21 protein-coding genes are annotated in these 22,144 nt (G+C 66.3%); 12 read left to right on the top strand and 9 right to left on the bottom strand.

Annotated elements, in window-relative coordinates:
• Nucleotides 1–1,414 precede the first annotated feature (1,414 nt).
• Nucleotides 1,415–2,782, top strand: coding sequence for an ATP-binding cassette domain-containing protein (locus H507_RS17285; protein WP_169512696.1), 1,368 nt, complete (start codon nt 1,415–1,417; stop codon nt 2,780–2,782).
• A gap of 652 nt (nt 2,783–3,434) precedes the next feature.
• Here H507_RS17285 and H507_RS17955 read toward each other — a convergent pair.
• A complete protein-coding gene (locus tag H507_RS17955; RefSeq protein ID WP_169512695.1) occupies nt 3,435–3,662 on the bottom strand; it encodes a hypothetical protein in 228 nt (75 codons plus the stop codon).
• Nucleotides 3,663–3,962: 300 nt separating this feature from the next.
• Here H507_RS17955 and H507_RS0107710 point away from each other — a divergent pair, with 300 nt between their 5' ends.
• On the top strand, nt 3,963–4,280 hold the full coding sequence (locus tag H507_RS0107710; protein ID WP_022910145.1) for a hypothetical protein: 318 nt from the start codon (nt 3,963–3,965) through the stop codon (nt 4,278–4,280).
• Between the two features lie 800 nt (nt 4,281–5,080).
• Here H507_RS0107710 and H507_RS15505 read toward each other — a convergent pair.
• Nucleotides 5,081–5,836, bottom strand: a complete 756-nt coding sequence (locus H507_RS15505) for a TetR/AcrR family transcriptional regulator (protein WP_022910143.1) — start codon at nt 5,834–5,836, stop codon at nt 5,081–5,083.
• 82 nt (nt 5,837–5,918) lie between these two features.
• Between H507_RS15505 and H507_RS0107695 the strand changes: the two genes are divergently transcribed.
• Nucleotides 5,919–7,379, top strand: coding sequence for an MFS transporter (locus H507_RS0107695; protein ID WP_026377941.1), 1,461 nt, complete (start codon nt 5,919–5,921; stop codon nt 7,377–7,379).
• Between the two features lie 119 nt (nt 7,380–7,498).
• Here the strand turns inward: H507_RS0107695 and H507_RS0107690 are convergent, their stop codons facing one another.
• A complete protein-coding gene (locus H507_RS0107690; protein WP_157438924.1) occupies nt 7,499–8,407 on the bottom strand; it encodes a hypothetical protein in 909 nt (302 codons plus the stop codon).
• Nucleotides 8,408–9,186: 779 nt separating this feature from the next.
• Here H507_RS0107690 and H507_RS0107680 point away from each other — a divergent pair.
• Nucleotides 9,187–9,639, top strand: a complete 453-nt coding sequence (locus H507_RS0107680; RefSeq protein WP_022910139.1) for a hypothetical protein — start codon at nt 9,187–9,189, stop codon at nt 9,637–9,639.
• 115 nt (nt 9,640–9,754) lie between these two features.
• Here the strand turns inward: H507_RS0107680 and H507_RS0107675 are convergent, their stop codons facing one another.
• Together H507_RS0107675 and H507_RS0107670 are read right to left on the bottom strand one after the other, a co-directional pair.
• Nucleotides 9,755–10,321, bottom strand: coding sequence for a hypothetical protein (locus tag H507_RS0107675; RefSeq protein WP_026377939.1), 567 nt, complete (start codon nt 10,319–10,321; stop codon nt 9,755–9,757).
• A gap of 177 nt (nt 10,322–10,498) precedes the next feature.
• Nucleotides 10,499–10,762 carry a hypothetical protein gene (locus H507_RS0107670; RefSeq protein ID WP_157438923.1) on the bottom strand — a complete coding sequence of 88 codons (264 nt, stop codon included), beginning with the start codon at nt 10,760–10,762 and terminating at the stop codon, nt 10,499–10,501.
• Nucleotides 10,763–10,965: 203 nt separating this feature from the next.
• On the opposite strand from H507_RS0107670, the gene H507_RS0107665 reads away from it, so the two are divergent.
• Genes H507_RS0107665 through H507_RS15500 form a run of 3 tightly spaced genes read left to right on the top strand, consistent with a single transcriptional unit; the run spans nt 10,966 to nt 13,893 of the window.
• Nucleotides 10,966–12,207 carry an NAD(P)/FAD-dependent oxidoreductase gene (locus H507_RS0107665; RefSeq protein ID WP_022910136.1) on the top strand — a complete coding sequence of 414 codons (1,242 nt, stop codon included), beginning with the start codon at nt 10,966–10,968 and terminating at the stop codon, nt 12,205–12,207.
• A 32-nt stretch (nt 12,208–12,239) separates the two neighbouring features.
• A complete protein-coding gene (locus H507_RS0107660) occupies nt 12,240–12,779 on the top strand; it encodes an MOSC domain-containing protein (protein ID WP_026377938.1) in 540 nt (179 codons plus the stop codon).
• Between the two features lie 10 nt (nt 12,780–12,789).
• Complete coding sequence (locus tag H507_RS15500) at nt 12,790–13,893, top strand: phosphotransferase family protein (RefSeq protein WP_022910134.1); 1,104 nt, start codon at nt 12,790–12,792, stop codon at nt 13,891–13,893.
• Here the strand turns inward: H507_RS15500 and H507_RS0107650 are convergent.
• Both H507_RS0107650 and H507_RS15495 read right to left on the bottom strand, forming a co-directional pair.
• Nucleotides 13,882–14,235, bottom strand: coding sequence for a hypothetical protein (locus tag H507_RS0107650; protein ID WP_026377937.1), 354 nt, complete (start codon nt 14,233–14,235; stop codon nt 13,882–13,884). The genes H507_RS15500 and H507_RS0107650 overlap by 12 nt on opposite strands.
• Before the next feature lie 69 nt (nt 14,236–14,304).
• Nucleotides 14,305–14,727, bottom strand: a complete 423-nt coding sequence (locus H507_RS15495; RefSeq protein WP_022910132.1) for a hypothetical protein — start codon at nt 14,725–14,727, stop codon at nt 14,305–14,307.
• Nucleotides 14,728–14,865: 138 nt separating this feature from the next.
• Between H507_RS15495 and H507_RS17950 the strand changes: the two genes are divergently transcribed.
• From H507_RS17950 to H507_RS0107630, 3 genes are all read left to right on the top strand, one after another.
• Complete coding sequence (locus H507_RS17950; protein WP_022910131.1) at nt 14,866–15,036, top strand: hypothetical protein; 171 nt, start codon at nt 14,866–14,868, stop codon at nt 15,034–15,036.
• Nucleotides 15,037–15,132: 96 nt separating this feature from the next.
• Nucleotides 15,133–15,897 (top strand): NAD-dependent epimerase/dehydratase family protein, encoded by a 765-nt coding sequence (locus H507_RS0107635; RefSeq protein ID WP_026377936.1) that lies wholly within the window; start codon nt 15,133–15,135, stop codon nt 15,895–15,897.
• Nucleotides 15,882–16,778: an aminoglycoside phosphotransferase family protein gene (locus tag H507_RS0107630; RefSeq protein WP_022910129.1), complete on the top strand. Its 897-nt coding sequence runs from the start codon at nt 15,882–15,884 to the stop codon at nt 16,776–16,778. The genes H507_RS0107635 and H507_RS0107630 overlap by 16 nt, the downstream gene beginning before the upstream one ends.
• Here the strand turns inward: H507_RS0107630 and H507_RS0107625 are convergent.
• Nucleotides 16,759–17,973 (bottom strand): MFS transporter, encoded by a 1,215-nt coding sequence (locus tag H507_RS0107625; protein ID WP_022910128.1) that lies wholly within the window; start codon nt 17,971–17,973, stop codon nt 16,759–16,761. The genes H507_RS0107630 and H507_RS0107625 overlap by 20 nt on opposite strands.
• Nucleotides 17,974–18,074: 101 nt before the next feature.
• Nucleotides 18,075–18,512, bottom strand: coding sequence for a MarR family winged helix-turn-helix transcriptional regulator (locus tag H507_RS0107620; RefSeq protein WP_022910127.1), 438 nt, complete (start codon nt 18,510–18,512; stop codon nt 18,075–18,077).
• Between the two features lie 76 nt (nt 18,513–18,588).
• Between H507_RS0107620 and H507_RS15485 the strand changes: the two genes are divergently transcribed.
• Complete coding sequence (locus tag H507_RS15485) at nt 18,589–21,330, top strand: MGH1-like glycoside hydrolase domain-containing protein (protein WP_022910126.1); 2,742 nt, start codon at nt 18,589–18,591, stop codon at nt 21,328–21,330.
• 10 nt (nt 21,331–21,340) lie between these two features.
• Nucleotides 21,341–22,138, top strand: coding sequence for an SDR family NAD(P)-dependent oxidoreductase (locus tag H507_RS0107610; RefSeq protein WP_022910125.1), 798 nt, complete (start codon nt 21,341–21,343; stop codon nt 22,136–22,138).
• Nucleotides 22,139–22,144 lie beyond the last annotated feature (6 nt).

The raw sequence follows: 22,144 nt of genomic DNA, 5'->3' as shown, positions 1-22,144 counted from the left end.
TGGTGCCATACCTGTATCATGTGCAACTTCCCGGGTTGTCAACCAATTTCATCTCTCTTGAGATCGCGCTATGGCCAATCGGCTCACCCACGAGACTTGCGTGCAATTGGAGTACCGGACATCTGATGGATGACTTCTCCGAGGAAGACAGCGCGCTCTTGGGTGGGGGAGACTACTCTGTGGATCTTTGTTTTGCAGTGGCCAGCGCTTGGCTTGAGGCGCAACTTTCGAGACCAATACGTGTAGAGGTTAAGCGAAGGTTCACCCGCTATTCATTGGGTGATACGGGTCGGTTGCTATACCTACAACGCAGATGACGGGAAGGTTCGGGGGGGACTGCTGCACGCACTCCGGGACCCAGACCGATTTCGTCGACATGGGCACGGGGCAAACTACCACCTCTGGCTACGCCGAACTCATCGGAGGCGACCTCCGCCTCAACACTGCCACCACCACCGCCTGAACCGCACCGGGTCAGTGCCGCCTCCGTCTGCGCCTAGTTGTGGCACCACCAATTTGGCGATGGTGCTGTCGCTGAGCTCATCCAACCGGCGACGTTGGCCATGGGAGCTGCCTTCCTTGGAGCCCCCACTGACCCCAGCTGCCCAGGAAGCAATGAAGAAGAGGGCAGCGGCTCGCACTCATGCTCTCTACTACCTGTTGGCCGTTAACGAACGCCTGACCTAGAGAGGCCAGCATCGAGGGGCATCCCGCTGTAGGAGCGTCCCGCAAGAGAACCGATGAGGACAAACTGGAGAGTGACCCTGCATCCACACACGATGCGGGCATGGCTCAGTCGCTCCAACATCAGTACTCATACCTCCTATGGCTATGTCCGATAAGCGACATTATGTCAGCTCGCGCACACGGAGCACCTGTTGGGTGTCTCCCTCCGAACCCCGCGCACGTCCGCATCCCTGCCCTCAGAAACGCTGACCAACTGACTCGCAGTCGAGTACCCCAGTGCAGGAGTAGCCGCTCGCTGCGCAACCTTGTGGCTCGCGAGCCGTTGTGAAGCTACCCTGCACGGGTGAAAGTTCCACGTCCGCTGGTGACCACGCGCTTCGCACTAGCTACAGCTTGGCGGTGCGCACCCAGGCTGACATTGCTCAGCATCATCGTGCTTGCGGCATCCAGCATTTTGCCGGGGATACAAATCCTACTCATCGCACGGCTCGTCTCGGCACTTTCGGCTGGGACAGGACTCCTCACCCCTACTCTGATGATCGCGATGGTGATGGCCATCAGTGAGCCACTGAGTCAGCTCCTCACTGGAATGGGTTACCAGATCGTTAGCCGATCGAGAGCGACCCTCAGAAGCGAACTTGCCCATACGGTCGCCACCCTGGCGCCATCTCAGCTGCGCAGAACTGACCTGGTTGATCGGATCCAATCGGCTCGAGACTCGATCCCCATGCAGTCCGGCTTCGCCTATCAACACGTACTTCTTGCACTTCAAGGGCTCATCAGTGCGGTGTCAATCTGCCTCGCGGTCTTCACATTCAATATCTTCACTGGCCTCCTCGTACTGACAGCGGCCGTCCCTGGCTACATAGCAGCCACATCCCTCAACAGGGTGCAAGACAAGATGGATCCTGACCTAGCCGCAATCTCAAGGCGGGCGACCTACCTAGAGGCTCTCATCACGCACCCACGAAGCGCCTCAGACCTCAACAGCTTCGGCACCGGCGGACGCGTTGCAGCTTGGGCAAGTCGTCAGTATTGGGCAGTCGCGCGGCACGAACGCGCACTGCTCGCCCCACTCGCCACGGGGCAACTCTGGGCGGGGGCCAGCACCGGGATTCTCGTGGCCGCTGCGCTCGGCGTCATGTGGCTCCAGGGCGCGACCACGGGAGACGCGGCGGGAGCCATGGCCGCCCTCGCAGGGATCAGCGCTGTGCGTTCCGCAGGGTTCTCAACAGCTGAACTCAGCGAGACAGCCCTGAAGGTGAATCGCCTGCAGTCTGTACTGAATCTGAAAGCACACCCATCGACCCAGATGGCGACTACAACCGCACGCTCCATGAACGTCACATCACTCTCCTACACCTACCCCGAAGCGTCGGAACCCGCACTGTGTGACGCCACACTGAGCCTCACAAGGGGACAGATCGTGGCAATTGTGGGTGCGAACGGGGCCGGCAAGACGACACTGGTCAATTGCCTCCTTGGACATCTTCAGCCCAGTGGCGGTTCAGTCGCAATCGACGGTATCGACGCTGCTTCCCTCGAGGAACACGAGCGCTTGGCATTCTTTGGAGTCCTCCAACAGGAGTATCAACGCTACGAATTCACGGCAAGAGCCTGTGTTGGACTGGGGAGAAGCGATGAGCCCTCGTCGCAGGAAGTGGACGCAGCCATGAACCAGGCTCACATTCTTCACCGGTTCTTGGATCTGCCAGATGGCACGGATACACAGCTCGGCGAACAGTGGCCCAACGGGACAGGCCTCTCCGGAGGACAGTGGCAAAGGATAGCTCTCGCGCGCGTCTTCGTGCGCAACGCGCCCATCTGGATCCTTGACGAGCCCACCTCCGCCATCGACGCCGCAACCGAAGTGCGCATATTCGACAGTCTCCTCCGTGACCGCAGCCAGCGAATCACAATCGTGGTGTCCCATCGAGCCTGGACCCTTCGTAACATGGACAAGATCTACTTCATGGACAGCGGCACTATCGCCGAAGAGGGGACCTTCGACGAGCTCGTGGCACGCGGAGGACGATTCACGGAGCTCTTCCGAAGCCAAGTCGAGGATCAACCAGAGTCAGCAGTTGATCGATAGACCATGCTGTGCTGGAGGCGCTTATGTAGGTCGGCGCCCATGCCCGCATCGAGCTTTGATCAAGTACGGACGAGTCGATTAGCTGCTCAAGCAGCCATGCCCTCAGACTCGGTCAACGAATCCAGTTCGCCCACTTGGGCCGTCGACCACATCGTAGGCTGCGGGCTCCCCTGTCGAACTCGTGATGCCAGCGAGGTGCATAGCGGTGTGTCCTCGGGCCCACCCATCGGACAGCCAGCAGCGGCGAGGGACCTGGAACAGGACGCGTCGGTCTGCGTCGAGGCATGCGCTCGCCCTGCAGGTCGCCCGCGCTAGAGTTTTGCGTGTCGAACCCCCCCGAAGACGAGGGCCGACCACGATGACACGAGCACGACGTCGTTGAGTTCGAGACCCGCATCAATCATCCCGAACGGTGAGGCTTTCGCACGACCAAGACCGACGGTGTGACCGGCGACCCCGAGGAGCTGTTGGACCCTTGACTGTTTTCGATCCCGAAGATCTGCCCGCCATTCGATCTTGGAGCTCTCAATTCAGCCAGCCACCGGATGCAGCGGCTTACCTGGCCACCCATCTAGATGTGTCGACAGCTGCCCTCTTCGCTGAGTTGTTGTCCCCTGACTTCACACGGGTGCGCGGATGCGTGATACTGAAGTCACGGTATAGCAGCGACAACTTCGAACAGTGGTGGGCACAGGAGGCTGGCAACGTGCCCGCGGTGGAGGGAGTGATCAACCACGTACACCTCTGGGACATCTTTGAGCCAGTGGGTGAAGTCGAGGAGCATGCCGTGGAATCCGTCGCCAGAAGGATGGCCCGAAGTTGGCTGCTGCATGCGCAATTCCAGTTTCCCGATCAGAAATTCGTCGTCGAGGTATCCCACGAGTACGGCCCCACGGTGGGGCTCTGGACTCAGGCATCCTAGCTGACGTGATCGCCAGAGAGGAGTTCCGCGTACCGCTCGGTCAGCGATATTCCCGTGCCTGATGGCCGCTCAGACTGCGGCCAGGCACCAGTGCAAACGATGTCGGGATCCGGCGACGTAGGGATGCTGTCGCCTGACTTGGCATCGAAGCGACAAGCTCCAAGCGTTGACCCCGACCTACTAGGACAGACAGTACCCAACGTTCACCGACATTTCGGGGTAATTGTGCAATCTGGAAAGAGACTTCCCCGCTCCACTATGTTCGCCGTCATCGCTCTCTTCCTCTGTGGAAGTTGTGGCTTGGGCCTTGGCACCTCGGAGCAACGGGCGGGTGCCCTTGATGTATACCAAAAGATGTATCCCTCCACAACCGAGACCGATGCTGAAGTGGTGATGTTTTCAGATCTGGGTCCGTGCCTCATGGCGAACGTTCAGAGCGGGGACAGAAATACCATTTTTACCTATGAGAAGTCTCGTGACGGGTATGTCCTACTGCGCAAATCGACGGACAGTGACTTCTTCGACTTCGACATCCCCGACTATGAGTTGCGCAGCAAATGTGAGCCGCCGGGCTGAGATCGGGCATGCAAGTTCGCGCAACACTCCGAATACCCCGGGAAGTGCATACGCCCCGCTCGGAGACGTCGAGAGACCCCGGGCATGCGGCTGCCCTTGACCAAGTGGTGGTGTGGGGCGGACCGTTGCCGTATGAAGTCACGGACCCGTGCTCACTTGATGGGAGCGACGCTCCTTGTGGTCTCCCTCACCGTCGCGGGAACACTGTCGCTACCCGCTACAGCCGATCCCACGGTCCCGAGCCCAGACGCGGCCGAGCAGATGAAGAAGGCGGGGGCGAACCGAGGCCAGCCTGAGCAGAACGATCCTCCCCCACCGGAGAACATCCGCGCCGCGGCCGTCCTCAAAGTGCTTGACGTGATCCCCCCGGAGCAGCAAGCGGGGACCAGCGTGCCTGAAGAGGGCCCTCTGCGCCTGTTCGTTGCGCGCCCTGGGGCGGACAAGGACCCAGCCCTCGCACGAGCGATCGCTGCGAGCGGGTACGAGATGACGGTTGTTGTGGTCCCTCTCAGCGAGCAGGAGGTCACCAGGCTGAGCGAGGCATCGAGGTGGATCTCACAAGCCCCGCGGGGGTGGGCCGAGATGATTGCAGCAATCGACTTCAACCCCGGGATCAATGGGGTAACCCTTGACGTGATGTCCGGATGGCCCGGATCCCGGGAACAGGCCGAGAGGTTGATGGGGGTACCGGTCACGATCCAAGTCGTAGAGACCGGGCCGACCTTCACCGTGAGTACGACCGAGGGGAATCCCCTTGTTTGGGGTGGGGCCCGTCGGAGTCACCCTCGGCAGACGAGACCCTAGGAGCCTGCCTGCTGACGCAGGCCGCCGAGCAGCAGATCCAGACCGGCGCGGAACTGCTCGCCATCGTCGTGGGCCGCGAACTCGTCCGCGATGTGGTGCAGGAAGGGGAAGTCGTTCGGGTCCATCGAGCGGATCTCGTTCCGGAAGGTGGCAACGTACGCGTCCCTGTCCACCCGGCCGTCCCGCACCTCGGGCGGCGGGTCCTGGCCGCGGTCGGCTGCGACACCGACGACGTAGGCCAGAATCGCTGACACGGCGTCGAACTGCTGGCGTGGGGTCAGGTGCAGCTGCATGACCTCCCTGCCCATCCTGTCGTACAGCGCCAGGCCGTTGACCTGCGTGCCGGTGTCCCTCAAGAAGTAGGCGCCGAGCCAGGGGCGATTCACCGTCGCCTCGTAGAAGGCGACAGCCAGCTCGCGCAGTTCAGCGATCGGTTCCTCCCCCTCGCCGAGGTGCGCAGTCCGTTCCAGGACGCCACCGAGCACGCTGTCCGCCGCCCGCCCCAGCAACTCGTCCTTGCTCGAGACGTACCAGTAGATGCTGCCAACCCCCGTGCCCAGCCGGCTCGCCAGCGCGCGGAAGGTCAGACCCGGCTCGCCGGCCTCGTCCAGCAGCGCGACCGCCTCTGACACGACCGCCTCGAGCGAGTGAGAACCGCGCGTGCGGCCAGCTGACGCGCGGCCACCGCCGCGTCGAGGGGACTTCTGCGGTGAGGCTTCGGGTGACGCTGTGCTCGCGTCGTCGTCCAGCATGGTTGCACTCTATCGAACTGCGTTCTAGATTGATAGAACGATGTTCTATCAACGAACGCGGTTCCATCTGGAAGGCCTGCCCATGACGACCCTGACCGCTCCTGCCCCCCGGCGCACCTACCTAACACTCCGTGCCGCGTGGATTCCGATGACCGCGCTGTGCCTGGCGTTCTTCGTGGAGATGGTCGACAACACCCTGCTGACGATCGCGCTTCCGACGATCGGACGCGACCTCAGCGCCGGAACCACCACCCTCCAATGGGTCACCGGCGCCTACTCCCTGACATTCGGAGGTCTCCTGCTGACGGTTGGCTCAGTCGCCGACCGCTTCGGCCGCCGCCGTGTGCTCAATATCGGCCTCGCCGGCTTCGGCCTGATCAGCCTGCTCGTGGTGTTCGTCGACACTGCCAGCCACCTGATCGTGCTGCGGGCGGCCCTGGGCATCGCCGCGGCGTGCATGGCCCCCATCACCAACTCCCTTGTCTTCCGCCTGTTCGACGACGAGAAGGTCCGGATGCGCGCGATCACCGTGATGATCGTGGTGGGCATGTCCGGATTCACCCTCGGACCGCTGCTGGGCGGCACCGCCTTGATGCATGTGCGCTGGGAGTGGCTCCTCGTCGTCAACGCTCCCCTGGCGCTGATTGCCGCCATCGGGATCCGCCTCGGTGTCCCCGCCGACGACCCCTCCGGCCTCACCCGGACGCCGCTCGACCTTCCCGGCGCATTCCTGTCCGTCGTCGCCATGGGTCTGGCCATGTACACCCTCACCTCGGGGGTCGACAACGGCTGGACCGACACGATCACCCTCTCCTGTGCGGTGGGGGCTGTCAGTGCTGTCGCGGGGTTCCTCTGGCGTGAACGCACCGCCCCAGTGCCCATGCTCGACCTGTCGCTGTTCGACTCCGGGACCGTGCGCGGTTCGGCCGTGACGCAGGTCGCCAGTTCGGCCGCCATGGCTGGCGTCATGTTCGGCCTGATCATGCACTTCCAGTACGCCCTGGGCTGGAGCCCCTTGGAGGCCGGCCTCGCGAACCTGCCCATGGTCATCGCGATGATCGGGGGCACCCCCGTGTCAGAGAACTTGATCAAGCACTTCGGCCACCGTGTCGCCTGTCTGATCGGGGTCGGGCTCCTCGTGATCGGCCTCGGTGGCCTGGCCTGGGGCGTCGGCAGCGGCTTCGGATACCCACCGATCGCGGCGGCGATGCTCATCTTCTCGCTGGGTCTCCGCACCCTCATGACGACGTGCGCCGTGGCTCTCATGGCGGCCGTGCCCGAGGACCAGACCTCACTCGGTGCTGCGCTCAACGACACCACGCAGGAGGTCGGCACCTCGCTCGGCACCGCCCTGACCGGAACCCTGATCGCGGCCCTCGTGACCACGGCACTGCCCGGCGGTGTCTGGCCCAGCGCCCTGGTGGACGCCTTCTTCCGCGGCGAACGACTCACCTACACCGTCCTGGCTGTCGTCGTCGCCGTCATCGGCTTCCTCGGGGCGCGCTCCCTCACAGACTCACGCCTCGCGGACGAGCAGCACTGAGACTTGGGGCGCCCAACCAGCTCAGATCTCCCCGGCGCCAACGGCCTACGGGCGGCGGCAACGGCGTGCGAGGTTGCGTCCAAGGCTGGCGTAAGAGTCAGGCGTCGTCATCTCGTGGATCACCCGCGTAGTCGTCTCGCTGTGACGGCAGTGGTGGGGCGGCCCCATCGTCTCCGGAACCGGCCCTCCCCCCTGGATCCACCAGACCAGTCTCGGCTCTCGTCAAGGACTCTCGCCGCCGCGGAATGGTCGACATCAAGAAACCTGGTGTCGAGTTCACGTCCATGCTCAGTTCTGCGAAAGCCCAAGACGTCGAGCACAGGGGCCTCAAGGTCTGTCACGACTCGCCGCGCACCGCGCCACGATGCTTGGTGAGCTGCCCCCAAGCAGAGTTCCAGCAGGACCGTGTCCGGGACCCCGGACAAGGTCTGGCAGAAGACGAGTCCGGCGGTCTCAGCATCAATCGCGGCCACCCCTGCGTGGCCCACCCATCTAGAGCCGTGCAGGTCGTCGACGGAGGCCCGCTCCCAACTGATCAGGCTGCCGTCGGCCCGCAGCGACCGCAGCATCGCCGTGTCGAAGCCTTGCTCGTCGAACGTATTCAGGGACGTCCAGCCATTGCCGTCATTCCCCGTGAGCGAGTCGACGCTACTGACGTAGAACCGCGAATCGAAAGGCCAGTCGGGCTCCACCAGCTCGAGCGCATCACCACGGGCTTGCCGGGCGGCTCGGAAGACGAGGCCCGTCCCCAGTTGTTCGTCCAGCCACGTGGCTGCGTCTTCTGCCCACTCGGCTGGGTGTGCGACCACAGCGTCGTCGTCGCGGTATTCACTGTGAGGGCCGAGGGCGTGAGCCAAACGGTGTGGATAGGCCATCCAGCTGAACGTCACCAACACCTGCTGTTCGCGCGCACTGATGTCCAGGACAGTCGCGAAAGCATCTCCCAGTCCACCACCGCCAATACGGCTGCCAACCGGAACGAGAGCACGAAACGCCGCGGCGTGCGCCTCCCCAACAGACCCGGACACGATCACTCCTCCCTCCGAGACAAGGCGTTGGGCGACCTCCCGTCACCCGATTCCATCGGAGGATAACGGGCGGACGCGCGGATTCGTTGGCCGGTGTCGGGACTCCCCCGGCAGCGCCTCATCCGTGGGTTGGTTCGGCCACTGGTCATATCGCGACGACCACGTGGGACGCAAGGTCCTACGCTTCAGGAGCACGTCGGCGGGCACGGCGGGAAAGGTTCCTTCCACCCGTCGAGAGACACACCGCCGCGACGAGGAAGAACCCCAGCATCACGGCAACGTTGGGCTTCTCGATGATTCGAACGCAGCCCACCCCGTTGCAGCCGACACCGTAAAGGTTCTGGCTCACGATGAGCCCCAACACGAGGGCCGCGACTCCGGCAACCAAGAACAGCGACGACGTAACGACGACGAACCATGGACGATCAACAAGCTGCGGTCGGGCCATGGGGCTGGCTCCCCTCATCTGGCTTGGACTGTGAGGACTCCGATTGTGGGTTCCGCCCAGGTATCTGCACCAGTACTGCCCACGTGATGATGGCTTCGTGGATCTCCTGCGTGGCCGCCACTGCGGTCCTGTGATGTTACGTCAGGGCAGTCGCCTTGTCACCAGCCCGGCTAGGAGCTTCAGCAATCTCGATCATCGCGCCGCCCGGCCGGTTGACAAGGGTCCGTCGTTGTCGCCTCCCAAACGCGATGAACCAGCGGCGGTTGGTACCGTTGATCCGGGCTGCAGCGTTGCCCATAGAACACGCTCGCGGTTTGGATGAGGACTCAACGTGAACGATCAGCGGTGGCGCTCCAGGAGATTGACTCGGACCATCGCGATCTGGGGTCCAGGCCTCGCGGGCTGGGGCCTCAACCTTGGCCTGGTCCTGTGGTTCGCTCTCAGCCAGTTCACTGCCAAGCTGCTCCAAGAACCTGTTGGATTTGGCATGACTTTCGCCGCTGCCCTGCTGACTGGTTCGACCAGCACGCGCGGTCCCATTTTCAAATCTGTGGCGCACTCCCGCGTGAATGCTGCTGCGATCATTCTGCAGATCATGGTGGTTTCATTCGTCCTGCCGTATTCAGTCATCTACGGCAGCAACGGAGAACTGAACACCAATATCGTCTTGCTCACCTGCGGAATTGCCGGAGTGGTCGGATCCAGCTGGGGGTTCCGGCTCCACCCTTTCCTTCGGGACGCCAGATCCAGACGCGATCCGGCGCGGCCCCGAGACACGGTGTGAAGGTGTCCGGCGCGGGTGGATCCTCACCACCTGGCGACACGCGTCGAACATCCTGCTCGCTGCAGGGCATGCCGTTGAACCCCACGAATTGGAGGGTTCGCCGTGATGAACCCTGTCACCCGGTCGAACTGGACGCGAGGGGGATGGTGCGATCGATCCGGATGACTGGCACGCCGAGCAGTTCGGCGGCTTGGGCCTCGGTCCAGGTGGCGGAGCGCTCAGCGGAGATCACGATCGCGTTGTCCTTCGAGGAGATCCCGATGCCGACGAACCCTGGACCGAGGACCTTCTCAATCCGGGGCGACCACCGTGACCTTCCCTCCATCACGGTCTCGAGCTGCTGGGTGCTGTACTTCACTGGCACGATCTGGATGGTGAAACCGGCCGACTTGGCATCGCTCACCACGCCCGGGCCGACCTTGGCGACAGCCTCCGTGCCACCTGCTAGGTAGACGACGGCCCCCTTCCCCATTGGGTCGGGGCACTCGCTGCCCGCCTTGAACGTGGCTGGGATGCCTTCCTCGACCTTGACCAGCATCTCGTAGCAGGACCCCAACGCGTTGCTCCAGATCACTTCCGGGTCATCTGGCGACGGTGGGGCTGGCTGGTAGCCGCCCTCGGCCTCGACCTGGGCCAGCTTCCTCGCCTGAGCGGCCGCCAAGTCATCTGCAGGATCAGCCACCGCCGTAGCCCCAGACGCCAGCGCCAATGCAACAGCGAAGGCCCCGCACAGGACCGGAATGCTCCGCCTCATCACTGCCCCCATCGACGCTGACCATGAATGGGTCGGGAAAAACCCACCAGCCCACAACGACAGGTTAGTCCGGGCGTCAATGGGCTCAAATCGAGTGAGGCCGATCTAAGCGGAGGCAGTGATCGCCATTGCAACCGAGACCGCCAGGCTCATCACCAGGAACGCCCGACTCAGCCCGCGCGATCCTCGCCGACCGGTCGCCATGGCGATCCAGCCAGCGACGAACAGACTCGAACCGACAACCAAGAGCGCGAGATGCGACCCCTTGACGGCAGGAAAGCACCACTGAGGAGCACCCTCACCACGGTCGGTGGCGCAGACCCAGCTCAGCGCGACAATCCATGCCGCGATCGCGGCGATCAGTGACACGACCAGAAGTCCGAGGTCGAGGCTTCGGGGCACTGTTCTGACATGCGACGGCATGTGATCCTCCAGACTGGCGTCCACCCCGAGATGACCGGCTGTGGACCTCCCAGTGTTCCAGCACTCGGGCGGGTCGGCTGGACCGCCGTGCGCAACTCCATCCAACGTGGCCACCCCGCTCCCCCACCACCAGCACGCACAATGAACCCATGAGCGACCACGAAGTCATCGTCATCGGTGCCGGCCTGGCAGGCCTTGCCTGCGCGCGACAACTCCGCGACGAGGGACTGCAGCCCCTCGTGCTGGAGGCGTCCGATCGGGTGGGTGGCCGGGTGGCCACCGACCGGGTCGACGGATTCCTCGTCGATCGAGGCTTCCAGGTGCTGAACCCGGCGTATCCGCACCTGCGCCGCACCGGCGTGATGGGCTCCCTGCGGATGCAGTCCTTCCCACGAGCCGTGAGGGTGCGCCGCGCCGACAGGCTGGACGAACTGGCCGACCCCACCCGTCGTCCCTCGGCAGCCCTTCGCGACCTGCGGACCGGACTGGTGAGCCCCCGAGACCTGATGGCCGCCGGCGTCATCCCGCAGTTGGCAGGCTTCGACCGTTCACGTGCCGACGCCTTCGACCGTGCGGGGTTCACCGGTCCCCTCCGTCGACGCGTCGTCGATCCGTTCCTGGCCGGTGTCGTGTGTGAGTCCGACGGGTCCACCTCCGCCCGGTTCACGGCTTGGCTCGCGTCGATGTTCGCGCTCGGTACCCCCGGGCTGCCAGCCGGTGGCATGCAGGCACTGCCCGCGGCGATGGCCGAGGGTCTCGACGTGCGGCCCCACCACAGGGTCGAGCACCTCGATCTCGACGGTGGCGTCGTCTCCACCGACCAGGGTGAGTTCACCGCCTCGTCCGTGGTGGTGGCCGCCGGCCTGACCACCACCTCCGAGCTCACCGGACAGCCCGATGTCGACGCCCACCCGACCACGACCTGGTGGTTCGCCACCGACCGATCCCCCAGCGACACCGCGGCCATCCACGTCGACGGGTTCGGACGAGGACCCATCGTCACCACCAGCGTCGTCAGCCTGGCGGCACCCGACTACGCCCCACCCGGCCAGCACCTGGTCGCCTGCCTCACCCTGTCCGGTGGCGAGTCACCCGATGGCGACGGTGCAGGAACCGACGGGGCAGGAGCCGATGGGGAGCAGTCCGTCCGCGACCACGCAGCCCACATCTACGGCGTCGACACCTCCACCTGGCGCACCCTGGCCACCCACCACATCGCCCAGACGCTGCCGGCCATGCCGCCCGGCACGTTCCCGGGGTCGCGCATCCGCATCGTGGGGCCTGCGGTGCTGTGTGGTGACCAGTTCGGCAACGCCTCGATCGAGGGTGCCATCTCGTCCGGGCGGGCAGCCGCCAACCACGTGCTGCGCCACCGCATCGGACGCTCCTGACTCCCACACTCCACGTCGGGCAGAATGGCCCCATGACAGCGAGAGTCATGGCGGTGCACAGCAGTCCGTCCCATTCGTTCAGCAAGCAGACGCACGACCACGTGACCCTGGTCGAGGGGTTGGGCGTCGAGGGCGATGCCCATTCCGGCGCCACGGTGAAGCACCGATCACGCGTAGCCAAGGCCCCTTCGACCCCGAACCTTCGACAGGTGCACCTGATGCACCAGGAACTGTTCGACACCCTGACCGACTCCGGCCACGAGGTGCACCCCGGTGACCTCGGCGAGAACATCACCACCGTCGGTGTCGACCTGCTCGGTCTCCCGGTGGGCACCCGCCTGGCGATGGGTGGCGCCGTGGTCACCCTGACGGGCCTGCGCAACCCGTGCAGTCAGATCAACGACTTCCAGTCGGGGCTGTTGAAGCAGGTGCTCCGCAACGACGGCGACGGAACCGTCGTCCGCCTCGCAGGAGTGATGGGGGTGGTCTCCCGCGGTGGCCAGGTAGCACCGGGTGACGAGATCACGATCGAATACCCGCCCAAACCGCACCTACCGCTCGCACCCGTGTGACGCTCGGTTGATGACGCCCCTCCCCCATCCGCGCTACACCCGAGCCAAGTCCGACCGCGACCTCGGACGACGCCACACCGTCAACGCGGCTCCCACCTTTGACCGTGCGGCCGTCGGCGCCGCGCTGGAGCGCGAGTACGGCGTCCGGGTGCAGTCGATCGCACCGATCGACGAGGACGCCGACACCAAGCCGCGCGGTTCGTGGCCCGGCCACCACCCGTCCACCCTGGTGGTGCGCCTGGCAGACGGCCGAGCTTGGATCGCGCGGGTGCGCTCCTCGACAGCAGACGGTCTCGTCCTGGTGCAGGGTGACGCCGAGATCCTGAGGTTCCTCGCCACCCACCGCTACCCCGCGGAGCGACTCGCCACCCCCGAGCCGGTCGTCGAGGTCGAGTGCGCCACTGTGCTGCTCACCACGATGATCCCGGGCGGACGACCCACCGACGAGAACGGACGAGCCCTCTCCCCCAGCGTGCAGCGCGAGCTGGGGGCGCTGCTCGGCAGGCTGCACACGCTTCCCGTCGGCGGCATCACCCCGCCCGACGGACCCACCCGACGGGGCGGTGCCGAGGACGGCGATGATGGGCGGCACCGCGGACGACCGGCCCAGGACCTGCTCGCAGCGATGTCGTTCCTGGTCGACGCCGAGGACTCCGTCACCGCCGCCGATCGAGCCGGGTTCGACGTGTTGCGTCACTTGGTCGAACGGGCCGACGACGGTGAGGGTCTCCCCGAGGCGCTCACCCATCCCAACTTCCACACCTGGGCCGTCGTCGGTGAACCCGGTGACCTCCGAGTGGTCGGATGGGCCGGCGCCGCGCTCGGTCCCCGCCTACCGGCCTTGGCATGGCTGCTCACCACCTCGTCCGAGATGGGTGATGAACATGTCGAGGCGGCCGTCGAGGGTTACGCCGAACACGTCACCCTCACCGAGCAGGAGCGGCAACGGCTGGCCGGGGTGATGGCCATCAAGCCCCTGTGGCTCGCCTGTCTCGACTTCCGGCAAGCCGTCCTCGCAGGTGGTCACCCCGACCTCGCGCAGGGCTGGCTCGGTTGGCGACCCGAGCGGGCCGATCGCATGGCCGAACGCGCACTCCGGCTGCTACCCGCCTGAGGTCTCGTCCAGCAACTGCAGCAACTCGTGGGCGGCAAGTTCCACCGACTTGTGGTGCCACTCCGAGGCCCTGAACACGCAGGCGATCAACGCGCTGCGATGCACACGACGGAAGTCGCCGACCGCGAAGGCGAAGCGTCCCTTCGTCTCGTCGGTCGCACCCTCGGTCAGCCCGAGGAACCAGCGGCCGTACTCGTCCCAGGAATGGTGCTCGAGATAGGTGTTCTGACGCTCGGCGTCGGGCTGCACCTCGTCCCAACGACTGTCGAGCACGTACTGCTTCTTGCCGATCAGGTCGCGCACGAACTCGACCGCGTCATGGTTCACGGAATAGGTGGCCATGACCACAGCCAAGCACCAATGCCGCCGATGCACCTGGAACCGACGAACCAGATGACTCCGGCGCTGCCGTCAGCGGGGGTCGTCCACCTCGTGCAGGGCTGCCTTCTCGGGACCACCGAAGGGGTCGTCGCGCAGGCGCTCGTCGTCCTCGTCCCACGCCGGGACACCCAGCACATCAGTCTCGGCCGGTATGGCATCGGGGTCGTCCCCACCGACCATGTCGACTGGCTCATCGCCAGCCTCGTTGTCAGGCGCGCCGTAGGCAGTGCCCTCCTCCGGCTCCTCCTGCAGGATCCGCTGGTCGATCGTCTCTTCCTGACCGGGGTCGTTGGCCGCCAGTTCGGCCCCTCGCGGTTGCCGCTCGGGCGGGCTCCAGGGCTCGTTGTCGGTGTCGGTCGGGTCGTCCAGTGCGGTCTCCGCGAGTTCGCGTTCGCTGCGGTCACGCTCGACCTCGCCGAAGTCGCTTCCCCACTCTGATGATTCATGGCTCATGCCACCCACCCTAGGCAGGTGCCAGCAACTGCACCCGTGTCGTCGAAAACCTGCACGACGGCCGATCCCGCGCTGACCCCTGACGAACCGCGAACGGTGTCCTAGTCTCGACACCAATCCGTCGACACAGGAGGAGCCATGCCCAAGGAATGGTCCGACAAGGACGAACGGCAGTACGAGCACATCAAGGAGTCCGAACAGAAGGAGCAGGGACGCTCCAAGGACCGCGCCGAGGAGATCGCCGCCGCGACCGTGAACAAGCGACGCTCCAAGGAGGGCCGGACCAAGGAACAGAAGGACGACGACTGAGCGCCAGGATCACCACCGTTGTTCGACCAACCCCCGATCTTCGAGGGTTGGTGCAGCCACGGTGGTGATCCTGGCGGGCTCTGGAAGGATTGCACCATGACCAGACGACGCATCCTGATCACCGGCGCCACCGGGGGCATCGGCAAGCTGCTCGCCCAGCGCCTGCGCGGCGACTACGACCTCGTCCTGCAGGGTCGCCACCCCGACGACGACGATCCTGACGACCTGGTGCTGGCCGACCTCACCAACTACGACGACACCCTGAAGCTCATGGACGGCGTCGACACCGTGGTGCACATGGCCGGCTCAGCCTCCCCCGACTCGACCTGGGACGACGTGCTGCAGGCCAACATCATCGGCTTCCGCAACGCCCTCGAGGCGGCTCGGGAGGCTGGGGTGCGCCGGTTCGTGTTCGCCTCGTCGAACCACGCGATGGGCATGTACGACCGGCACGGTGAGTGGCCGGTGCATCCCCACACCCTGCCCCGCGGGGACTCCCTGTACGGGGTCTCGAAGATCTTCGGGGAGGCCTTGGGACGCTTCTACCACGACGAGTACGGCATCGATTTCATCGCGCTGCGCATCGGTTGGAGCAGCCCCGACACCCATGAGACCGACCTCGACCTGCTGCGTGCCATGTGGCTCAGCCCCGACGACACCGAGCAGGTGGTGCGCCGCGCCATCGAGGCGGAGACGCGGTTCGGGCTGTACTACGCCATCTCCGACAACCCGAACCGGCGCTGGGACATGACCAACACGATGCTCGAGTTGGGTTACCGACCGAAGGACTCCTGGACCGACCACTCCGACGCCGAGGAGAACACGGCGGAGCCGACCCCCCAGTCGTGGCCCAAGGGGTGACCCCCGCCGACGTCGCGCACCGGCACGGCGTCGTCCTGGACGACCACCCGCTGCTGCCGGGCTCCATGTCGGGCTCGACTGTCGTCACGGGTGTGCGCGACGGCCAGGCCGTGGTGGTGAAGATCACCGTCCACGACTCCGACGAGGCCACCGGTCGCGCGCGACGCGAGTTCGCTGCCCTGACCGGGCTCGACCTGCCCATCCCGATGCCCCGCGTGCTCGCCAGCGAGGTGACGGCAGAGCACACGGTGGTGGTGATGCGCGCCCACCGGCCGGCCCTGACACCGGAGCACCCCGTCCCGAGCCTGTCCCTGTGGACGTCGCTGGTCGGGCTGCTGGCCCGACTGCACGCGACGCCGATGCCCTTGGACGCGCCCTCGGACTCGCTGTGGCGGTACCAGGGTTGGTCCGGGCTCGACCCGGTCGCCGATCGTCCGGCTCTCGACCTGCTCTGGTCGACCCCCCAGACCCGCTCCAAGCTGCAGCGCGTGCTCGACGACCGCGACGGGTTGGAACTGCTGGCTTCCGCCGGCGAGGAGGAGTTCGTTCACGGTGACTGCCACTGGGGCAATGTCGTCACCGACAACGGCGATCCGCTCCTGGTCGACTGGCAGAGCGCCGGCATCGGACGAGGAACCGATGACCTCGCGTTCCTGCTGACCAGGGCGGCCGCCAACCTCGACGTCGTCCCACGAACGACCGTGATCGCGGACTACGCCGCGCGACGCGGGCTCGACCCGGCCGAGGTGGAGGCACGGGTCACGGCGCGCCAGTTGCTGGTGCTCGCCCTGCAGTACCCGGCGTTCGTGGCGTACCTGCACCCGCGGGCCGTGGAGAGACTGCACACGCTGTTCGTCCAGCTCAGGCATCGCCCACGCTGACGGCGCGGGCCTCGAACTCCGAGTCGATGGGCTCGGCCCCGTGGTGGGGCGCCTGGTCGAGCGCGTGGATCAGGTCACGGGCCGTCCACAGCACCGCCATGGCGAGCAGCACGGCCCCTGCCCCGACGAAGAACGGCACGTGCACCGACCGCTCGCCCAGCCGACCGGCGAGCCACGGTGCGATCGCCCCGCCGATGAACCGGACGAAGCTGTAGGCCGACGACGCCACCCCACGCGGTGCCGGCGAGATCTTCATCACCGTCTCGGTGATCAGGGTGTTGTTGACCCCCAGGGCCGCTCCGGCGAGCACGACCCCGACCACCAGCACCACCTTGTGGTCGGTGAACAGACCCATGACCAGCAGGATCAGCATGAACAGTGCCAGCGCCGAGACCAGTCCCACAGCGGTGCCGACCCAGCGATGCACGAGCGGTGCGAGAAGCACAGACGAGAGCGCCAGCAACAGGCCCCAGCCGAAGAAGACCAGCCCGACGCCATGGGCATCCATGTCGAGGGGGAAGGGGGTGAAGGCGAGCAGGGTGAAGAACCCGAAGTTGTAGAGGAAGGCCGTCAGCCCCACCGTGAGCAGACCACGATGGCCCAAGGCCCGCAGCGGAGCCGTCACCGATGTCTTCTCGCCGGTGGGCGGGGCCGAGGGCAGCACCAGGGCGGTGGCCACCAGGGCGATGGTCATCAACACGCTGACCCCGAAGAACGGGAAGCGCCACGACATGCCACCGAGCACGCCCCCCAGCAGTGGTCCGGCCGCGATGCCCAGCCCGAGGGCCGCCTCGTAGAGGATGATGGCCTGCCCGACCGATCCCTTCGCGGCGGTGACGATGGTGGTCAGGGCCGTCGCGATGAACATGGCATTGCCCAGACCCCACACGGCCCGGAAGGCGACGATGCCCGAGATGGCGTGCTGCATGCCCGCCGCGCCCGCCCCGACGATGATGATCGCCAGCCCCACGAGCAGGGTCGTCTTGGCCCCCAGTCGGCTGGACACCCACCCGGCGAAGAGCATCGCCACGGCCATGACCGCGTTGTACGAGGTGAACAGCAGCGAGACCTGGGAGGGGGTGGCGCTCAGGTCGTCCGCGATGGGTTTGAGGATCGGGTCGACCAGACCGATGCCCATGAAGGCGATCACGCAGGCGAAGGCGACAGCCCACACGGTGCGGGGTTGGTGCACCACGCTGACACGGCTGGTTCGGGCAGTTCCGCTGGTTGGGGCAGTTCCGCTGGTTCGGGCAGTTCCGCTGGTTCGGGCAGTTCGGGCGGTTCGACGCACGAGGTTCAGTCCTTCCGGGACGTGGGGGCTGTCGGGGTGAGCAGGTCGGTCAGCACGGCCAACCCGCGACGCAGGTCGTCGAGTTGGTCGGGCGGCAACTCGTCCAGCAACGGTGCGAGCGTCCGGGCGCGCTGGTGGCGGGTGCGAGCCAGGCTCTGGGCACCCTTGCTGGTCAGACGCAGCAGCGAGGCCCGGGCATCGGTGTCGTCGGCGACGCGCTCGACCAGCCCGGCTTCCTGCAGGCGGTTGACCTGCGCCGTCACCCCCGGCTGGGACGAGTGGTCGGCAGCGGCCAGGGTGGTCACGCGCACCGGCTGCAGGTCGTCGATGTGGCCCAGCAGGCGCGCCTGCGCCGTGGGCAACTCGAAGGTCGAACGAGAACTGGCCCACCGGTTGATGCGGGCCACGGCCCGCAGCACCTCATCGGCGATCTGCTCACTCATGCATCATATTCTTATATAATTGTCGTATGTGTGCAATTCCACACCGGCGCTTGGGCCTGTGGCTACGCTCCAAACCGTGAGCACGGAGCACACGGCTGAGGGCCGTCGCCTCTCGACCTCGGCAGACCAGGACTCGGCCTGGCGCCGCTGGGGGCCGTACCTGTCCGCCCGGCAGTGGGGCACCGTCCGCGAGGACTACTCCCCCGACGGCGACGCCTGGCGCCACTTCCCCTTCGACCACGCCCACCGGCGCGCCTATCGCTGGGGAGAGGACGGCATCGCCGGGCTCACCGACCGCTACGGCTTTGCCAATCTGGCCGTCGCGCTGTGGAACGGCCAGGACGACCGGCTCAAGGAGCGTCCGTTCGGGCTCACCAACCCGCAGGGCAACCACGGTGAGGACGTCAAGGAGTACTACTGGCCGCTCGACGCGCTGCCGACCCACGCGTGGGGGCAGTTCCTCTACCGCTACCCCCAGGCGGCCTATCCGTACTCCGACCTGGTCCAGGAGAACGCCCGCCGCGGCACCGGTGACCGGGAGTACGAACTGAGTGACACCGGCGTGCTGGCCGACAACCGCTTCTTCGACATCACCATCACCCACGCCAAGGCCGAGGCCACCGACATCTGCATGGTCGTCACGGCCACCAACCACGGCCCGGACGCAGCACCGCTGCACCTGGTGCCCCAGTACTGGTTCCGCAACACCTGGGTCTGGGGGCGGGACGACCGCAAGGCCTCGATCAGCGGCGGGGACGAGCACCCGGGCCACACCGAGGTGCGCAGCAGCCACGCGTGGTTGGGCGAGTACCGGCTCGCGGTGCAACACTCCCCCGTCGTCGGGGCGCCCACCGTGCTGTGGTGCGACAACGAGTCCAACGCCCAGGACCTGTGGGGCCAACCCAACCCTTCGCCGCACCCCAAGGACGCGATCAACCGGGCCATCGTCCACGCACAGGCCGATGCCTGTCGGCCCGAACCCCATGGCACGAAAGTGGGGTTCTGGTTCCACTTCCGCACGGTGCCACCGGGTGGGAGCGTCGAGGTGCGGCTGAGGCTCACCCACAGCCAGAGCGACCTGGACGACCCGTTCGGCCCCGGCTTCGACCAGACCCTGGCCGAGCGACGCGCCGAGGCTGACGAGTTCCACGAGGCGGTGATGCCCGAGAACTCGTCCGCGCACGAGCGGCACCTGTGCCGACGGGCCTTCGCCGGACTGTTGTGGGGCAAGCAGATCTACCGCTACTCGGTCGAGGAGTGGCTTGAGGGTGACCCGGCCCAGCCCCCGCCACCGGAGTCGAGACGGGCCGACGAGCCGCTCGGTCGCAACACCGACTGGACGAACCTCGACCTCGCCGACGTCATCTCGATGCCTGACGACTGGGAGTACCCATGGTTCGCAGCCTGGGACCTCGCGTTCCACTGCGTCGCCCTGGCCCACATCGACCCTGCCTTCGCCAAGAACCAACTGCTGCTCATGTGCCGCGAGTGGGCCCAACACCCCAACGGCCAACTCCCCGCCTACGAGTGGCGGTTCAGCGACGTCAACCCACCCGTGCACGCCTGGGCGGCCTTCCAGGTCTACCTGGCCGACGGGGCCTGGGACCGTGCCTTCCTGGTGCGGATCATGACCAAGCTGCTGCTCAACTCGGGCTGGTGGGTCAACCGCAAGGACGAGGCCGGCAACAACCTGTTCGAGGGCGGTTTCCTCGGCATGGACAACATCTCGCTGTTCGACAGGTCGACACAGGTACCCGACGGCTGGCGGCTGGAGCAGTCCGACGCCACCAGCTGGATGGCCTTCCACACCCTGGTGATGATGCGCATCAGCCAGGAGTTGGCGCGCACCGACGCTGCCTGGGACGAGACGGCCACCACGCACTTCCACCGTTTCCTGTCGATCTGCCAGGCGATGGAGCGGTTCGGCACCGGCTGCGCCTCGCTGTGGGACGACGACGACGGCTTCTTCTACGACACCCTGGTCGGCCCCGACAACCGGGTGGAGCGGGTACCGGTGCGCTCCTTGGTCGGACTGGTGCCGCTGTTGGCCGTGGCCAACACGCAGTCGTGGGTGGCCGACGAACTGCCGGAGTTCACGCGGCGGCGACGATGGCTGGTCGACAACCGGCCCGACCTCGCCCGCTGGATCCTCACCGAACGATCGGACGACGGCCACCTGCAGACCCTGTCGCTGGTGGACCCACCGCGTCTGCCGCGGGTGCTGGCCCGGGTGTTCGACCCGGGCGAGTTCCTCTCCGACCATGGCATCCGCTCCCTCTCGGCCGCCTACCGCGACGGCCTCACCGTGCGACTGCTCGACCAGGACATGTCTTTGCGCTACCTGCCCGGGGAGTCGGACAGCCGCATGTTCGGCGGCAACTCCAACTGGCGAGGACCGATCTGGTTCCCGCTCAACTGCCTGCTGATCGAAGCCCTCCGTCACCGCGGAGACGGGGTCGGCGGCAAGAACCCGGTGGAGTTCCCGACCGGGTCGGGTCGCCACCTCACCCTGGCCGAGATCGCCGACGAGCTCTCCGACCGGCTGGTGGCCCTCTGGGCCCCCGGCCCCGACGGACGGCCCGCCAGCACCCCCCGTGACCGCGGGGACGGACCGCTCTGGCTCGACCACCCCACCTTCTCGGAGTACTTCGACGCCGACACCGGTGAGGGGCTGGGCGCCAGCCACCAGACCGGCTGGACCGCGATGGTCGCCCACCTGGTCATCGAGCGCGCCACCCACCAGGTGCAGCAGACCGAGACCCGCCACACGGGCGCCGCCCGCACCCGGCCCCAGCCACCCACCGTCCAACCCTCCTGAAGGAGCACCCATGGCAGCCAGGCTCGTCCCCAACGTCTACCCCAGTCTCGCCGGGCGCACGGTCGTCGTCACCGGGGGCAACACCGGCATCGGTGCCGCCATCTGTCGGGCCGCCGGGGGCCAGGGCTGCAACGTGGTCATCGACTTCGTGGGGGACGACTCCCCCAACGCCCGCCTGATCGCCGACGTCGAGAAGGCCGGCGGCCGGGCGATCGCGGTCCGGGCCGACGTCACCCGTGTCGACGACCTGCAACGTCTGGTGGGCGCCGCCGTCGACCAGTTCGGGAGACTCGACGTGTGGGTCAACAACGCCGGAGTCGAGACCCGCAGTTCACTGCTCGAGGCCACGGAGGCCCACTACGACCTCGAACTGGCGGTGAACCTGAAGGGCGCCTTCTTCGGTGCCCAGGTCGCCGCGAAGCGGTTCATCAAGCAACGCAGCCGCGGGGTGATCGTCAACGTCTCGTCCGTGCACGAGGACTGGCCCATGCCCGGCAACGCCATCTACTGCTGCAGCAAGGGAGGCATGCGCATGCTGGCCCGCAACGGCGCCGTCGAACTCGCGGGCCACGGCATCCGCATGGTCAACGTCGCCCCGGGCGCCGTGCGAACGCCCATGAACGCCGTCACCCTCGACGAACCCAAGCTCGCTGAGGCCCTCGAGGAGGCCATCCCCCTGGGGCGGGTGTCCAGTCCGGACGAGATCGCCAGTGTCGTGCTCTTCGCGGCCAGCGACGGCGCCAGCTACCTGACCGCCGAGACCATCACGGTCGACGGCGGCGTGAGCCACGAGTCACCGGGGCTGTGAGGCGAT

The organism is Aestuariimicrobium kwangyangense DSM 21549 (assembly GCF_000421525.1).
In the GTDB taxonomy this organism is placed as follows: Bacteria; Actinomycetota; Actinomycetes; order Propionibacteriales; family Propionibacteriaceae; genus Aestuariimicrobium; species Aestuariimicrobium kwangyangense.
This window is presented reverse-complemented; position numbering and strand designations above follow the sequence as displayed.

Bases quoted from the DNA above. Each gene is read 5' to 3' on its own strand.
- H507_RS0107650 (WP_026377937.1), bottom strand. From the start codon at position 14,235: ATGGCCACCTATTCCGTGAACCATGACGCGGTCGAGTTCGTGCGCGAC.
- H507_RS0107665 (WP_022910136.1), top strand. From the start codon at position 10,966: ATGAGCGACCACGAAGTCATCGTCATCGGTGCCGGCCTGGCAGGCCTT.
- H507_RS0107635 (WP_026377936.1), top strand. From the start codon at position 15,133: ATGACCAGACGACGCATCCTGATCACCGGCGCCACCGGGGGCATCGGC.
- H507_RS15495 (WP_022910132.1), bottom strand. From the start codon at position 14,727: ATGAGCCATGAATCATCAGAGTGGGGAAGCGACTTCGGCGAGGTCGAG.
- H507_RS0107695 (WP_026377941.1), top strand. From the start codon at position 5,919: ATGACGACCCTGACCGCTCCTGCCCCCCGGCGCACCTACCTAACACTC.
- H507_RS0107710 (WP_022910145.1), top strand. From the start codon at position 3,963: ATGTTCGCCGTCATCGCTCTCTTCCTCTGTGGAAGTTGTGGCTTGGGC.
- H507_RS15500 (WP_022910134.1), top strand. From the start codon at position 12,790: ATGACGCCCCTCCCCCATCCGCGCTACACCCGAGCCAAGTCCGACCGC.
- H507_RS17285 (WP_169512696.1), top strand. From the start codon at position 1,415: ATGCAGTCCGGCTTCGCCTATCAACACGTACTTCTTGCACTTCAAGGG.
- H507_RS0107660 (WP_026377938.1), top strand. From the start codon at position 12,240: ATGACAGCGAGAGTCATGGCGGTGCACAGCAGTCCGTCCCATTCGTTC.
- H507_RS0107610 (WP_022910125.1), top strand. From the start codon at position 21,341: ATGGCAGCCAGGCTCGTCCCCAACGTCTACCCCAGTCTCGCCGGGCGC.
- H507_RS0107620 (WP_022910127.1), bottom strand. From the start codon at position 18,512: ATGAGTGAGCAGATCGCCGATGAGGTGCTGCGGGCCGTGGCCCGCATC.
- H507_RS15505 (WP_022910143.1), bottom strand. From the start codon at position 5,836: ATGCTGGACGACGACGCGAGCACAGCGTCACCCGAAGCCTCACCGCAG.
- H507_RS17950 (WP_022910131.1), top strand. From the start codon at position 14,866: ATGCCCAAGGAATGGTCCGACAAGGACGAACGGCAGTACGAGCACATC.